We start from the raw sequence: 15247 nt of genomic DNA on the forward strand, positions 1-15247 counted from the left end.
GCCCCCGGGCCACCGTCTTACGGGCCACCGCGAGCAGCTTGTCGGTGGGGTTGACGATGCCGAGACGGGTCCGCCCCGGTGCGTCGCCGCCCGAGCGCTCGGCCAGGTCGGCGCCGAGCTGGCGTACCGTCTGGTCGTCGCGGTCCAGCAGCTCGCCGAGCCCGGCCGGGCTCGGCGCGGCCAGCCAGAGCACCTGGTCCGGCTCGTCGACGGTGACCGTCCCGGCGCCGGCGGCGGGCGCGCCCACCGCGACGAGCGGCTCGCCCGCAGACGCGGGCGCCTGCTCGATGACCAGGTGGGCGTTGATCCCGCCGAAACCGAAGGCGTTGATCCCGGCCCGGCGCGGCCCGTCGCTCTCCCACGGCTGCGCGGTGGCGATCGGGGCGAACCGGGTCGCGGCCATCTCGGCCCGGGGGGACTCGCAGTGCAGGGTGGGTGGGAGCACCCCCCGGTAGACCGCCATGGCGGCCTTGATCAGGCCGGCGACGCCGGCGGCCGGCATGGTGTGCCCGATCATCGACTTGACCGACCCGATCACCGGGCGGGGGCCGCCGGTGTACGGACCGAACACCTCGGCCACCGTGGTCAGCTCGGCGGCGTCCCCGGTCGGGGTGCCGGTGCCGTGCGCCTCCAGCAGCCCCAGCGCGTCGGGGGCGGTCGGGTCGAGCCCGGCGGCCTTCCAGGCCCGCTTGATGGCCAACACCTGCCCGGAGACCGCCGGGTTGAACATGCTCGCCGAGCGGCCGTCGCTGGAGACCCCGCTGCCCCGGATCACCGCGTAGATCCGGTCGCCGTCGCGCACCGCGTCGGCATACCGCTTGAGCACCACCACGCCGGTGCCCTCGCCGATGAGCAGCCCGTCGGCGGCGGCGTCGAACGGCCGGATCTCGCCCTGCCGCGACAACGCCCGGAGCTGGTTGAACACCGACCAGAAGCTGATGTCGTGCACGTGGTGCACGCCGCCGGCGAGCACCGCGTCGAGCCGGCCGTTGACCAGCTCGGTGATGCCCTGGTCCACGGCGATCAGCGAGGAGGCGCAGGCCGCGTCGATGGTGTACGCGGGGCCGCGCAGGTTGAGCCGGTTGGCCACCCGGGAGGCGGCCAGGTTTGGCACCAGGCCGATGGTCCCCTCCGGCTGGTACGGGCCGAGCCGCTCGTCGAACTTCTTGCGCAGCAGCTCCAGCCGGGCCGGGTCGACGTCCGGGATCAGCTCCCGCAGGATCCCGATGACCTGGCTGGACATCCGTACCCGCTGGGCGTAACGCGCCTGGGCGGGGCTGAGGATGCCGCCCCGGCCGAGGATGACGCCGACCCGCTCGCCGTCGGGCAGCTTGTCGCTGCCGCCAGCGTCGTCGATCGCGGCGGCGGCCACCTCCAGCGTGATGAGCTGGTCCGGCTCGATGTCACCGATGGAGGCGGGCATCACCCCGAACCGCAGCGGCTCGAACGTGGCGTAGTCGTCGACGAATCCGCCGCGTCGGCAGTACATCCGGTCCGCTCGGTGCGCCTGCTCCGGGTCGTAGAACTCCTCGTCCCACCGGTGCGGCGGCACGTCGGTGATCGCGTCGACCCCGTTGATCAGGTTGCGCCAGTAGCTCTCCAGGTCACCGGCGGAGGGCATCAGGGCGGCCATCCCGACGATCGCGATCTGGCCGGGCGCGGGTGCGCCGTTGCTCATCGGTTCCTCCGTCGTGCGGTGTGGGCGGGGGCGTTACGGGGCATCGGCGCGCTCACCAGCCCGAGGCGGTGTAGACGACCGAGGTGACCGTCGCGTCGGCCCAGGCCAGCTCGCGCAGCAGGGCCAGCGCGCCCTCCTCGGGGTCGATCAGGCCGATGCCACGGCGGGCGTACTCCCGGCTGAGCTCGGCGGTGACCATGCCGCCGTGGCCGGCACCGGGGGCCCACGGCCCCCAGTGGACGGTCACGCAGCGGACCCCGGTCCGCGCCGTGTAGCGGGTGCCGATCGTGTCCAGGGCGTCGTTGGCCGCCGCGTAGTCGGCCTGCCCCCGGTTGCCGTAGGCGGCGGCGATGCTGCCGAAGAAGACTACGAAGCGCGGCTTGGTGGCCAGCTCGTCCAGCGCGGTCAGCAGCCCGCGCGCCCCGTCGACCTTCGTGTCGAAGACTCGGGTGAACGACGCCGGGTCCTTCTCGGCGATCAGCTTGTCCTCGATGATCCCGGCGGCGTACACCAGGCCGTCGATGCGGCCGTACTCGGAGTGGATGCGGGCCAGCAGGTGCCGGGTCGCTGCGGTGTCCCGGACGTCCAGGCTGTGGTAGCGGACCTCGCCGCCGAGCTCGGTCAGCTCGGCGATGGTCGCGTTGACCTCCCGGGCGGCCAGGATGCGCTGGGCGGTCCGGTCGATCTCGGCGGGGTTACGCAGACCCTGCCGGGCCAGCGCGGCGACCAGAGCCGACTTGTCGCCGGCCGACGCCAGCGCCGGGTCCTCCGGGCCCTCGGGCAGCGGAGTACGGCCGACCAGCTCGATCCGGCACCGGCTGGCCGACGCGAGCGTCCGGGCGAACCAGGGGGTGATGCCCCGCGCCCCGCCGATCAGGACGATCACGGAGTCCGGCTCCAGGCCGATCGCGGCGGCCTCGGCCACCCCGTCGCCGGCCGGTCCGGCCCCGCCGGCGGCCAGCGCGCCCAGCTCCACCGGCACCAGGTCGGCGACGTACCGGTGGTCGCCACGGCGGGCCACCACCGGCGCGTCGCTGGTGGTGAGCACCTCGTCGAGCAGTTGCAGGGCGAGCACCTCCGGGGCCGCCGCCGGGTCCACCTGCACGAAGCGGGCGGTCAGCTGCGGGTACTCGCGGGCGATGGTGCGGAACAGGCCGGGCATGCCGTCGGCGGCACCGGTGGCGTCCCGTGCCCCGGCGGCCATCAGCCAGCGCGGGCCGGTCGCGAGGGCCCGTTGCAGCAGCGGGAACACGTCGGGCAGCAGCGGCTCGTCGAGGTTGGTGAGCCCGTCGAGGACGAGCACCCCGTCGAAGCCCTGGCCGGCCTGCTCGCTGTCGAGCACGCCGAGCTGGCCGCTGGCGCCATAATCGCCGAGCAGTTCCGCCAGGTACGCCCCGATGGCGCCGCCGCCGGTGATCAGGAACCGGGTGCCGGCGAGCACGGTGGCCGGGTCGCCGACCGGCTCGGTGCGGACGCTCTCCTGGGCCACCAACCGCTTCGGGGCGATTCCGACGCCGACCCCGGCTTCGGCCGGCTCCGGCGCCGCCAGGGTCGCGGCTGCGGTGGTCTCGGCCGGGGCGGCGATGCTCGCCGAGGCGGTGAGGGTCGCCGTCGCGGTGACCGCGCCGTTGAGCTTCTCGTCGAGCCAGGTGACCATGGCGCGGACGGTGCGGGCCTTGACGAGGTCTTCCAGCTCGCTCTCGTCGCCTTCGACGGCGAGTTCGAGGCGTTGGGCGACCTCGCCGGCGACCTCGGCGCGCTTGATGGAGTCGATGGAGAGGTCGGCTTCGAGGTCGAGGTCGAGTTCGATGAGGTCGACCGGGTAGCCGGTGCGCTCGCTGATCACGGTGAGGATGGCGTTCTGGAAGTCGGCGACGCTCGGTCCGGAGGCCACCGGCGCCGGGGCCGGTGCCGGCATCGGTGCCGGGGCCGGCGCGGGGATGATGGGCCCGACGGCGGGCGAGACCGGGACGACGGCCGGGGCCACCGGCCTCGCCGGCGCGACGGTCGTGGCCAGCGCCGACCCGCCGTTGGCGGTCACCCCCACGGCCGCCACGGCCGGCACGGGGGCTGCGGTGGGCCGCGGGGTCGCGGCCGGCGGGGCGACGGCGGGCACCGCGGCCGATCCCTGCGGCAGGGCGGCGGGCGCGGAGTTGTCGACCCGGTACGCCTCGACGGGCTGGCGGACGAACTGGCCGCCGCCCGGGTCGCCGAGGAAGGCGAGCATCACGTCGCGCTGGGAGGCGATCATGTCCCGGGTGGCGCGCAGGTACTCGTTGAGCAGTTCGCCGCGGATGTCCTGGCCGCCGGCGTCGGGGCCGGTGCCGGTGATGGTACCGGTGACGGCACCGTTCGCTGGGGTCATCGACAACTCCTTGATGCGTCGGGGAGGGGTCATGCCACCGGGAAGACAGTTGCCGTGCTGGTCCCGGACGAGCAGCCCGTCGACCGTCCAGATCGGACGACGGGTTGGTGCGGTGCCGGGCGCGTCGGCGGCGACCCGGCCGTGGAAGAGCCAGTCGGGGCGCACCGGCACACCGGCGCAGGCCAGCTCCCCGACCGAGATCAGGAAGCCGCGCAGCCCCTCGTCCGGCCCGCGCTCGCAGGCGACCGCCCGGTGCGGCCGGTCGCCGAGCACCGCCTTGACCAGGCGGGTCAGCACCTGGCCCGGGCCGACCTCGACGAACAGGCGGGCGCCGGCGGCGTACATCGACTCGATCTGCTCGACGAAGCGGACCGGTGCCCCGATCTGCTCGGCGAGGTGGTGCCGCACCTGGTCGGCGTTGCCGGAGTACCGCGCGGCGGTCAGGTTGGACCAGACCGGGATGCGCGGCTCGGCGATCTTGCAGGCGGCGAGCACCTCGGCGAAGGTCTCCACCGCGCCGGCCACCACGGGGCTGTGGAAGGCGCAGGCCACCGAGAGGGTCTTGGCCGACAGACCGGCCTCCTTGAGCGCGACCACGGCCGACTGCAACTTCGCGGTCGGGCCGGAGATCACCACCTGCGTCGGGGAGTTGCGGTTGGCCAGCACGACCTCGCTGGTCAGCCCGGCGCTCGCGAGGACCTGGGCCACGTCGTCGGCGGAGGCGTTGACCGCCGCCATGGTGCCCGGGTCCTCACCGCAGGCGCCCAGGATGGCCGCCGCCCGCTCCCGGCTCAGCTCCAGCAGGGTGGGCGCGTCCAGGGCGCCGGCGACGCAGAGGCCGACCAGCTCGCCGTAGCTGTGGCCGGCGGTCATGTCCGGTCGTACGCCGAGGCGGCGCAGCAGGTGGTCGACGGCGAGGCCGCCGATGCCGAGCACCGGCTGGGCCACCCGGGTGTCGCGGACCCGCTCCTCCTGCTCGCGCCGGGACGACTGGTCGAAGGCTGCGGCCGGGAAGAGCAATTCGGCCGCGTCCCGGTCGAGTTCGAGGTAGTGCCGCAGCTCCGGGAAGGCGACGAAGAGCTCCGCGAGGGCCCCCGGCCGCTGGCTGCCCTGCCCGGGGAAGAGGAACGCCACCTGGCCCGGTCCGGCCGGCTCGTCCTCGGCCGGCTGCACCAGGCCCCGGGCCGGGTCGTGCTCGCCGGCCAGCGCCCGGTGCAGCAGCGCCTCCAGCTCGGTCAGGTCCCGGGCGACGATCGCCACCCGGGTGGGGCCGGACCGGCCGGCGGCCTTGGCGGCCACCGAGGCGGCCAACTCGGCCAGGCGTCCCGACCGGTTCTGCCCCCCGCTGTCGGTGAGGCCGTCCAGCAGCTGGCGGACCGACTGGTGGGCCGCGGCCCGGTCGTTGCCCCGGAAGCAGAACAGCTCCGCCGGCCAGATCCGCCGGGCGTGCCGGGGCTCCGGCGCGTCGGCGTAGGCGCTGAGCACGACGTGGAAGTTGGTGCCGCCGAAACCGAACGCGCTCACCCCGGCGATCCGCTCTGCGGCGGGCGCCGGCCAGGGGCGGGCCTCGGTGTAGAAGGCGAACGGGCTCTGCTGTGGGTGCCAGGCCGGGTTGGGCCGCTTCAGGTGCAGCGTCGGCGGCCGGACCCCGTGGTACAGCGACAGGGTCGCCTTGATCACCCCGGCGAGCCCGGCAGCGCACTTGGTGTGCCCGATCTGGGACTTCACCGAGCCGAGCGCGCACGCGCCCGGCTCCGCGCCGGCCTCGACGAACATCCGGGTCAGCGTCTCCAGCTCGGTGCGGTCGCCGACCACGGTGCCGGTGCCGTGCGCCTCCACCAGGCCGACGTCGCGGGGGGAGACGCCGCTGCGCCGGTACGCCCGGTCCAGCGCCCGGCGCTGCCCGTCCGGGCGGGGGGCGGTCAGGCCGAGGGCGCGGCCGTCGCTGGCCCCGCCGAGCCCCTTGACCACGCCGTAGATCCGGTCGCCGTCGCGCTCGGCGTCGGCCAGCCGCTTGAGTACGACGCAGGCCACGCCCTCGCCGAGGGCGATGCCGTCGCCGGTGCTGTCGAAGGGCCGCGACCGCCCGGTCGGGGAGAGCGCGTGCGCCGAGGTGAACATGAGGTAGTCGTTGACGCCGTTGTGCAGGTCGGCGCCGCCGCAGATCATCATGTCGCTGTCGCCGCTGGCCAGCTCCTTGCAGGCGGCGTCCATGGCGGCCAGAGAGGAGGCGCAGGCGGCGTCGATGGTGTAGTTCGGCCCACCCAGGTCGAGGCGGTTGGCGACCCGGCCGGCGATCACGTTGGCCAGCACGCCGGGGAAGCTGTCCTCGGTGACCGTGGGCAGCAGGTCCTGCATCTCCTCGGGCACCTCCCCGAGGTACGCCGGGAGCATGGTGCGCAGGGTCTGCGCGTGGCCCATGTCGCTGCCGGCCTCGGCGCCGAAGACCACGCCGGTGCGGGAGTGGTCGACGCCGGCGGCGTCGTGCGGGTAGCCCGCGTCGAGCAACGCCCGGTGCGACACCTCCAGGGCGAGTAGCTGGGTCGGGTCGATGCTGCCCAGCGCCGTCGGTGGGATGCCGTAGCCGATGGCGTCGAAGGGCACCGGCTCGATGAAGCCGCCCCACTTGGAGACGCTGATCCGGCCGGTCTGGCCCGGCCCGACCTCCGGGGCGTAGTAGAGGTCGGTGTCCCAGCGCTGGGCCGGGACCTCGGTGACCGCGTCGGTGCCGCTGAGCACGGTGCGCCAGAAGCTGTCCAGGTCGGGGGAGCCGGGCAGCATGCAGGCCATTCCGACGATGGCGATGTCCAGCGGCGCGGGGCGCTCCTCGATCTCGGCGGCGGGCGGGGCGAGCCGGGCGCGCAGCGCGTCGAGCCGGGCGGCGTGCAGGTCGCGTACCTCGGTGCTGACCGCCTCGTGCAGGCCCGCCACGGTGGTGGCGGCGTTGCGCAGCACCGCGACCTGGCCAGCCATGAACAGCCCCTCGGCGGCCTGGACGCTCTCGTCCACCGACTCGATGGTCTCGCCGGAGCGCTTCAGCCCCTTGCTGGCGATCCGCAGCCGACCGACGTTGAGCAGTTCGAGCTGCTCCCACACCTCGCGGTTCTCCGCCCCGGCGCTTTCAAGCTGGGCACGTAGCTCGTGGAAGTCGTCGACGAACGGGGTGTGCAGGCAGCGCGTCACGTGCCCCGGCGCGGTCTCCAGCAGGGCGGTCCGCTCGGCGGTCAGCGCCTCACGCTGGAACAGGGGCTGGACCGCGCCGTGCTCCACCGCCTCGGCGGTGAACAGGTACGCCGTGCCCATGAGCACGCCGATCCGGGCCCCTCGACGCGCCAGCGGCGCGGCCATCGTGGCGACCATCGCCGCCGAGCGGGCGTCGTGGACACCGCCGGCGAAGAGGACCTGGAGCTGCGTGGCGGCGCTCGGTTCGCCGTCGAGGTACTCCTCGAGAACCTGAAGCTGCGCCTCCCACAGCGGGAAGCTGAACCGGGGGCCGATGTGCCCCCCGCACTCGGCGCCCTCGAAGATGAACTTCCTCGCCCCGGAGCGCAGGAACTGCCGCAGCAGGCCGGGGGAGGGGACGTGCAGGAAGGTGTTGATTCCCTGCTCCTCCAGCGCCCGCGCCTGCGGCGGTCGGCCGCCGGCGATGATCGCGAAGCGGGGGCGGATCTCCTGGATGACCGCGAGCTGCGCGGCGCGCAGCTCCTCGGGGGCGAAGCCGAGCACCCCGACGCCCCAGGGCCGGTCGCCGAGCCGTTCGGCGGTCTCGGTGAGCATCCGGCGGCACTGGTCGGCCGAGTTCAGGGCAAGCGCGATGAAGGGCAGAGCACCGCCGTCGGCTACTGCGGCGGCGAAGCCCGCCTCGTCGCTGACCCGGGTCATCGGGCCCTGGGCGACGGGCACCCGCACGCCGAGGGCCTCGGCCAGCGGGGCGCCGGGCAGCAGCAGCTCGCCGGCCTCGGGGTCGTCGGCGGCATCGAGCATGACCGCGCGCATGGCCCGCACGGCGCTGGCGGTGTCGGCCCAGCGGTCGGCGAAGACGGCGGCGAGCCAGCCGTCCTGACCGATCGGCAGCAGCTCCGACCGCGTGTCGTGCTGGCCGCCCCGGCGCATCCCCCGGGCTCCGTCGACCAGCACCGTCTCCGACCCGTCCATGCGCCGGATCGCGGCCTTGACGTCGGCCGGCAGCTCGGACTCGGGCATGAGGGCGAGCTGGGTGTCCAGGACGACGCCGGTGGCCCCGCCGACGAGGCAGGCCCCGGCGGTGCGCGGGCCGATCCCGCCGGCCACCCAGACCGGGAGGTCGAGGGTGTCGTCGGCGACGAGCTGCTGGAGCAGGACGAAGGAACTGAGGTCGCTGACCCGACCACCGCCCTCCAGGCCCCGGGCGATCAGCCCGTGCGCGCCGGCCGCCGCCGCGGCGCGGGCCTCGTCCCGGCTGGCGACCTCCACGATCACCCGGTACCTCTTGGCGATCTCGGCCAGGGGCCAGGGGCTGTCCGCCGTGACCACCACCAGGTCGACCTGGCCGCGCGCGGCGTGGTCGACCTCCTCGGGGGTGGCCAGGCAGCCGGCCGGCACCCGGACCCCGATTGGAGCGGGGGACCAGGACGCGGCCCGGGTCAGTGCGCGCAGCGCCCAGTCGTCACCACCGGCCAGGTCGAGCACGCCCAACCCGCCACCGGCGCAGGCGGCGGCCGTGATCCGTGGGCCGGGCTCCAGTGCGCCGGCAGGGTTGACAACCATGATCAGGTCGCGCGTGTGCGGTGCAGTACTCATCAGGCTCCCACTTCGGTCGCGAGAAGATCGCGGGGCGACGGGCTGGACCGGCCGGCCGATCCGCCGGCGCTCGATGCCCTAATTCGCGGCAGTCAATGTCGCGCTGGGTCATAACGTAGCGTCGCCCAGTTACAGCCCGGTTAAATCTGACCAACCTGATCGGGACGGTGAAGATTTCCTACTAAGGTGGCGGGATTTGTCGCCGAGTTGGCCAGGCAAAATGACCCCGCGTGTGGGCCGAAGTCGGCGCGAACGGTACCGCTCGCCGCAGGGCGGCGATTGTCGAGTTCATTACCAAATTGTTTTGCGCCACCCAGCTATTGCCTGGCAATGGGTGATTTTGTCCGCCCCGTCCCACGATGTGGAACAGCCCTTGCCAGGGGTTGCGGACCACCTCAACGATGCCTGTCAATGTCGTCATCGCTATTACCCATAGATTAACTTCGACATTAACAGAAAGTGAGGGGAGTATCGCCGGATGATCATCAAATGCCCTGGTGGATGGCCGGATGTGACTGGCGTCACTCCGACTGCGGTAACCGGCGTGGGCCTTGTCGCGCGGTCGGGCCACAGCCGGGCGAGTTCAGCGAGGGCGTTGCCGGCGATCGCGCTGGACGGCCGATGCCGCGACCGGGAGCGACGGCTTCGCCGCTCCGGTTAACGAGCGTTTCACCCGGACTGTCGGAATGGTTGGCGCGGATTGGTCGACCAAAGGCAGGCCACCGTCGCCTACGACAATCCCTGCACCTGCGCAGACTCCGGCCGGCCGGGGTGGTGGGTCCGCCCCGACCGCTGTCCCCTTCCGGCGCTGTCAGTCCTCCTTTTGTCTTTCGGATCGGCGGTAATTGTGCGTAAACTCCTTCTCCTTGCCCTTGTGGGACTCGGTGCGCAACTGGTAGATGGCAGCCTCGGGATGGCGTACGGCGTGACGTCGACCACACTGCTGCTCGCCATCAACACGAGCGCCGCGAGCGCTTCCGCGACTGTTCATCTCGCCGAGATCGGCACCACCCTCGTCTCGGGCGCCGCGCACTGGCGCTTCGGCAACGTCGACTGGACGGTGGTACGTAGGGTCGGCGTGCCGGGTGCCTTCGGTGCCTTCGCCGGCGCCACCTTCCTGTCCAGCCTCTCCACCGCGACCGCGGCCCCGATCATGTCGCTGATCCTGCTCACCCTCGGGGTGTACGTGCTGGTCCGGTTCACCGTCTCCGGGCTGCCGCGCGGGCGGGTCGGGCTGCCTCTGCGCAAGCGCTTCCTCGGTCCGCTGGGTCTCGTCGCCGGCTTCCTCGACGCCACCGGCGGGGGCGGCTGGGGGCCGGTCGGCACCCCCGCCATCCTGGCCAGCGGGCGGCTGGAGCCACGCCGGGTGATCGGCTCCATCGACACCAGCGAGTTCCTGGTGGCGATCGCCGCCAGCGCCGGCTTCCTGGTCGGGATCGGCTCGGAGAACATCGACTTCGGCTGGGTGGGCGCGCTGCTGCTCGGCGGCATGATCGCCGCGCCGATCGCCGCCTGGCTGGTGCGGATGGTGCCGCCGCGGGTCCTCGGCTCAGCCGTCGGTGGCGTGATCATCCTCACCAACGTGCGCACCCTGCTGCTCAGCGACTGGGTCGACGCCTCGGCCGGCGTCCGGTACGCCAGCTACCTCGTCATCGTGGCCGCCTGGGCGGCGGCCGTGGCCTGGTCGGTGCGCCAGCACCTGGCCGACCGGACCGTCGCGCCGGTCGCCGCCGGCGACGGCCCGGGGGAGCCCGCCACCGCGACGAGCTGACCGCGCGCCGAGCCGGCCGTAGCCGGCGCGCGGGCCCGGCGTGGGTCGCCGGCACGGGGAGTCCGAACATGGACCCCCGTGCCGGCGACCGGCGTTGCGGGATTGTTACGAAGCCGCGAACCGGCAGCGGCGCGCGCCTTCGGTCCGGGTGGCGGGGCCCTCGGGCACCGCCACCGGGGAGCAGGGGAAGGCTCAGGGTCTACCCGCCGGCCGAGTGGTTCAGGAGGCCGAGCAGGCCGCCCCGTTGAGGGTGAACGAGGCCGGGTTGGCGGTGTTGCCGGTGTGGTTGGCCTGGAAGCCGATGCTGACCGACGCGTTCGGCGCGATCATGCCGTTGTAGGAGAGGTTGCGGGCGAGCACCGCGCCGCTGGTGGGGGCGTACGTCGCGTTCCAGCCGCTGGTGATGGCCTGCCCGGACGGCAGCGTGAACGCCAGGCTCCAGCCGTTGATCGCCGTGCTGCCGGTGTTGGTGATCGTGACAGCGGCGGTCAGGCCGGTGGCCCAGGCGTTGACGACGTACCCGACCGCGCAGGGACCGGAGGCCGGCGGCGTGGTGGGCGGCGGCGTGGTCGGCGGGGTGGTGCTGTCCAGGCCGAAGAAGCGGATGGCCTGGGCGGCGTCGACGGGCAGGTTGTGCGAGACCCCGGCCATGCTGATCGCCTCGACCGGCGCCGTCGGGCCGCTGCCGCCGTAGCGGGTGCGGGTGTAGCCGGACTGCGGGGTGTCGGTGTACGTCGGGGTCAGGCTCAGCCCGTGCACGTTCGTCCACTGCTTGACCTCTTCGCCGAAGTTCGGGTACCGCAGGGTCTCGTCGTTGGTGCCGTGCCACACCTGCATCCGTGGCCGCTTCCCCGCGTAGCCCGGGTAGGCGTTGCGGACCAGGTCACCCCACTGCTGGGGGGTCTTGGTGATCTGCCCGTTGGCGCACTCGCTGTTCCACCCCGAGCCGTTCGTGGTGGCGAAGCAGCCGAACGGGACACCGGCGAAGGCCGCGTCGGCGGCGAACACGTCGGGGTAGACCCCGAGCAGGACGTTGGTCATCATCGCCCCGGAGGAGACGCCGGTGGCGAAGATGCGGTTCGCGTCGACGGGGTACCGCGCCCGGACGTAGTCGATCATCGACTTGATGCCCACCGGGCGTGGGGGCCGTGACGGCTGCCAGCGCGGCCACCGCGGCGGCACCCAGCAGCTTCATTCCTGATCTCATGGGACGGGTTCCTCGGGATAGTGCCGACGGGGCGGGGTTCCGATCGGGGCTGCCCGGTGCCCCAACCATGTTCGGCTCAGGAACGTTCATCAGTATGTATAGATGTCGTTGGGGTGGCAGCCAGCGAGGGTCTCGGGCCGGGGAAGCCCTATCGCCCGCGTTCGTCGATGTGTTCGCGGCCGGGGGTGGCTAACCTGGTGGTCTGGTGTGCCGGGAAGTCTGGTCGGCGATGGATGACGCTGCCCTGCCTACGAGGAGTTCTCCCGTGACCGACGCCACCCGGCGCCGTACCAGCCTGTTCGCCCGACGCTCGTGGAGCGAAACCAGCCGCATCTTCGCGATCCTGCGCAAGGAGACCGTGGGCGGGGCGCTCCTGCTCGTCGGCGCGTTGCTGGCCCTGATCTGGTCGAACTCGCCCTGGTCCGACGGATACCAGGCGCTGCGTGACCTGCGGATGGGCCCGGCGTCGCTGCACCTGGACCTCAGCCTGGCCACCTGGGCCGCCGACGGCCTGCTGGCGATCTTCTTCTTCGTCGCCGGGCTGGAGCTCAAGCGCGAGTTCGTCGCGGGGGACCTGCGGGACCCGCGCCGCGCGGCGGTGCCGGTGGCCGCCGCCGTGGGCGGGGTGCTCGTGCCCGCGCTCCTCTATTACTTCATCGCCGGCGGCGACGCCGCGAAGGGCTGGGCGATCCCGACCGCCACCGACATCGCCTTCGCCCTGGCCGTGCTCGCCGTCGTCGGCCGGTTCCTGCCCTCGGCGCTGCGTACCTTCCTGCTCACCCTCGCGGTGGTCGACGACCTGCTGGCCATCGTGATCATCGCCGTCTTCTACACCTCCGACCTGGCCGTCGGGCCGCTGCTGGGCGCGCTGGTCCCGCTGGCGGTCTTCGGCCTGCTGGTGCGGCGTCGGGTCCGGTCCTGGTGGCTGCTCCTGCCGCTGGCCGCCGCGACGTGGACTCTCATGCACGCCTCGGGGGTACACGCCACCGTCGCCGGCGTGCTGCTGGCGTTCACCGTCCCGGTGGTCCGTAGCCAGGCCGCAGGCGGCTCCGACGCCGGGCCCGGGCTCGCCGAGCACTTCGAACACCGGTTCCGGCCCATCTCGGCAGGGTTCGCGGTGCCGGTCTTCGCGTTCCTCTCGGCCGGCGTCACCGTCGGCGGTCTGACCGGCCTGGCCACCGCCCTGACCGATCGGGTCGCCGTCGGGATCGCGGTCGGCCTGGTGCTCGGCAAGCCGGTCGGCATCATGGCGGCCACCTGGCTGGTCTCCCGCTTCACCCGCGCCGACCCCGGCGAGGGGCTGAACTGGCTCGACGTGTTCGGCCTGGCGCTGCTGGGCGGCATCGGGTTCACCGTGTCCCTGCTCATCGGCGAGCTCGCCTTCGGCCTCGGCAGCGAGCGCGACGGCCACGTCAAGGTCGCCGTGCTCACCGGGTCCCTGCTCGCCGCCATCCTGGCCACCGTCATCCTGCGCGCCCGCAGCCGGGTGTACCGGCGGGTCCACGAGGCCGAGAGCGTCGACCACGACCGCGACGGCGTACCCGACGTCTACCACCCGCAGCCCGACGGGTCGGCCTGAGTCATCTCCGGGCGGGCACGCGGCCGGCGCGGGGGGAACCGCTGCCTGGCCTCCTGGTGGGCCCGCGCCAGCAGCCTCAACCTCCCGCCGCCGGCTACGTGGCCTGCGCCGGCGGGTGGCCATGGTGTTCCAGGACCCGCAGGCGTGTCGGCGGTGCCCGTGGCCGATCCGAAGGTGGAGCGCCGCCGCCGTCGGATCGTCCTGCGCGGGGACGTGCCGAGCCCGATCGACCCGCCCGGCGGGTGCCGGTTTCCGGACCCGCTGCCCGCAGGCGCGGCCGGACTGCGCCGAGGTCGACCCGGCGCTGACCGAGATCGCCGCCGGCCAGCGGGGGCCGCCTGCCGGTACGCGGGCGAGGCCGTCCGGGCCATGCTGGCCGGGCCGGAGGGCCCTTTCCTGACGGTCCGGCCCCGCGTACCACCGGCCGGTGACGTGCCGCGACGCCCCGTCCACCGATGGACGGGGCGTCGCGGGACGGTACGACCGGTCAGCTCGTGGGAAAGTTGTCCGGGGTGCGGATGCGGTTGCGCATGAAGTTGCCCGACTCGGTCAGCACCGACGTGCCGGTGTACGTGCCGCCGTAGCAGGTGCCGGGGCGGAAGGCGGCGCTGCCCTCGTCGGCGTCCGAGTACGTCCAGTTGGCGTAGCTGATCTTCAGTCGGTCGAGCAGGTCCAGCCAGGCCGTGCTGCTGGACGCGTCCACCGCGCCGCCGCCGCTGTACGTGACGGTGCCGAACTCGGTGACGAACATGGGTATCCGGGCGGCGGCCCGCTCCAGCTCGGCCCGGTAGTTGTCCTTGTGGGACGCGGCGTAGAAGTGGAACGCGTACATGATGTTGCCGGCGTTCACGGGGTTGTTGACGACCTCGGCGGAGTTGCCGCCCTCGGAGACGCCGAGCGAGGACCAGCCGCGGGTGCCGACGATGACGACCGCGTCCGGGTCGTTGGCGCGGATGACCGGGATGACCTGCTCCGCGTAGTTCTTGATCGTCGACCAGCTCACCCCGTTGGGCTCGTTGGTGATCTCGTAGATCACGTTGTTCTTGCTGGCGTGCCGAGCGGACACGGCGGCGAGGAACGTCTTGGCCCGCTCCAGGTTGAACATCGGATCACCGGGCGTCAGCGTGTGGAAGTCGATCAGCGCGTACATGCCGCGCTCGGTGGCCTCCTCCACGAGGGCGTTGACCCGGTTGGTGAAGTCGGCCGGATTCGTCTCGTAGCCGCCCTCCTGCACGTACATCGAGACACGGAGCAGGTCGGCCAGCCAGTCCTTGGACAGCGCGTCGAGGGACGCGTCGTCGTAGCACCGGGCCAACCACTGGAGGCCGTGGGTGCTCATGCCGCGTAGCTGGATCGGCTTGCCGTACCGGTTGCACAGGTTGACCCCGCACACCCGTAGCTGACCATTGATCGCCACGGGCGTCGTGCCGCCCGGCGGGGGAGGGGTCGGCGGCGGCGTGGTGGTCGGCGGCGTGGTAGTGGTCGGCGGTGTGGTAGTGGTCGGCGGCGTGCCGCCGTTGCACACCGTGCCGTTGAGCGTGAACGACGTCGGCGCCGGGTTGCTGCCGGTGAAACTGCCGTTGAAGCCGATCCTCGTCGTGGTGCCCGTGGCCAGCGAGCCGTTGTAGCTCAAGCTCTGCGCGGTGACGGCGTTGCCGCTCTGGTTGTACGTCGCCGACCAGCCCTGGGTGATCTTCTGCTCCGAGTTCGGGAAGGTGAAGCCGAGGCTCCAGCCGTTGACCGGGTCGCCGAGGTTCTTGATGCCGACCGATGCGGTGAACCCGCCGGACCAGCTGTTGGTCGTGTAGGTGACGGCGCAGCCGGTGGCCGCCACGGCGTTGGTGGCCGGTACGAACGCCGTCGCGCCG

General features: G+C 73.0%; 5 protein-coding genes and 2 pseudogenes. 3 read left to right on the forward strand and 4 right to left on the reverse strand.

Translation table 11 applies throughout. The features are described from left to right. Positions 1-1678: polyketide synthase (locus E1258_RS20450; protein WP_132403741.1), on the reverse strand; the 1678-nt coding region annotated here is incomplete at its 3' end. 52 nt (positions 1679-1730) lie between these two features. Continuing rightward, positions 1731-8822, reverse strand: coding sequence for a type I polyketide synthase (locus E1258_RS20455; RefSeq protein WP_132403744.1), 7092 nt, complete (start codon positions 8820-8822; stop codon positions 1731-1733). 847 nt (positions 8823-9669) lie between these two features. On the opposite strand from E1258_RS20455, the gene E1258_RS20460 reads away from it, so the two are divergent. Continuing rightward, positions 9670-10593, forward strand: coding sequence for a sulfite exporter TauE/SafE family protein (locus tag E1258_RS20460; protein WP_132403747.1), 924 nt, complete (start codon positions 9670-9672; stop codon positions 10591-10593). A gap of 219 nt (positions 10594-10812) precedes the next feature. Here E1258_RS20460 and E1258_RS20465 read toward each other — a convergent pair. Next, positions 10813-11730 (reverse strand): annotated as a pseudogene (locus E1258_RS20465) (cellulose binding domain-containing protein); the annotation flags it as partial. A gap of 335 nt (positions 11731-12065) precedes the next feature. On the opposite strand from E1258_RS20465, the gene nhaA reads away from it, so the two are divergent. Both nhaA and E1258_RS35025 read left to right on the forward strand, forming a co-directional pair. After that, positions 12066-13379, forward strand: a complete 1314-nt coding sequence (gene nhaA / locus E1258_RS20470) for a Na+/H+ antiporter NhaA (protein WP_207919641.1) — start codon at positions 12066-12068, stop codon at positions 13377-13379. 138 nt (positions 13380-13517) lie between these two features. Continuing rightward, positions 13518-13763: pseudogene (locus tag E1258_RS35025) on the forward strand (oligopeptide/dipeptide ABC transporter ATP-binding protein); the annotation flags it as partial. 103 nt (positions 13764-13866) lie between these two features. Here the strand turns inward: E1258_RS35025 and E1258_RS20480 are convergent. After that, positions 13867-15247: cellulase family glycosylhydrolase (locus E1258_RS20480; protein ID WP_132403750.1), on the reverse strand; the 1381-nt coding region annotated here is incomplete at its 5' end.

It is taken from the genome of Micromonospora sp. KC207 (assembly GCF_004348615.1).
In the GTDB taxonomy this organism is placed as follows: Bacteria; Actinomycetota; Actinomycetes; order Mycobacteriales; family Micromonosporaceae; genus Micromonospora.

Coding starts and splice junctions, on each gene's coding strand:
- E1258_RS20455 (WP_132403744.1), bottom strand. CDS start 8,822: ATGAGTACTGCACCGCACACGCGCGACCTGATCATGGTTGTCAACCCT.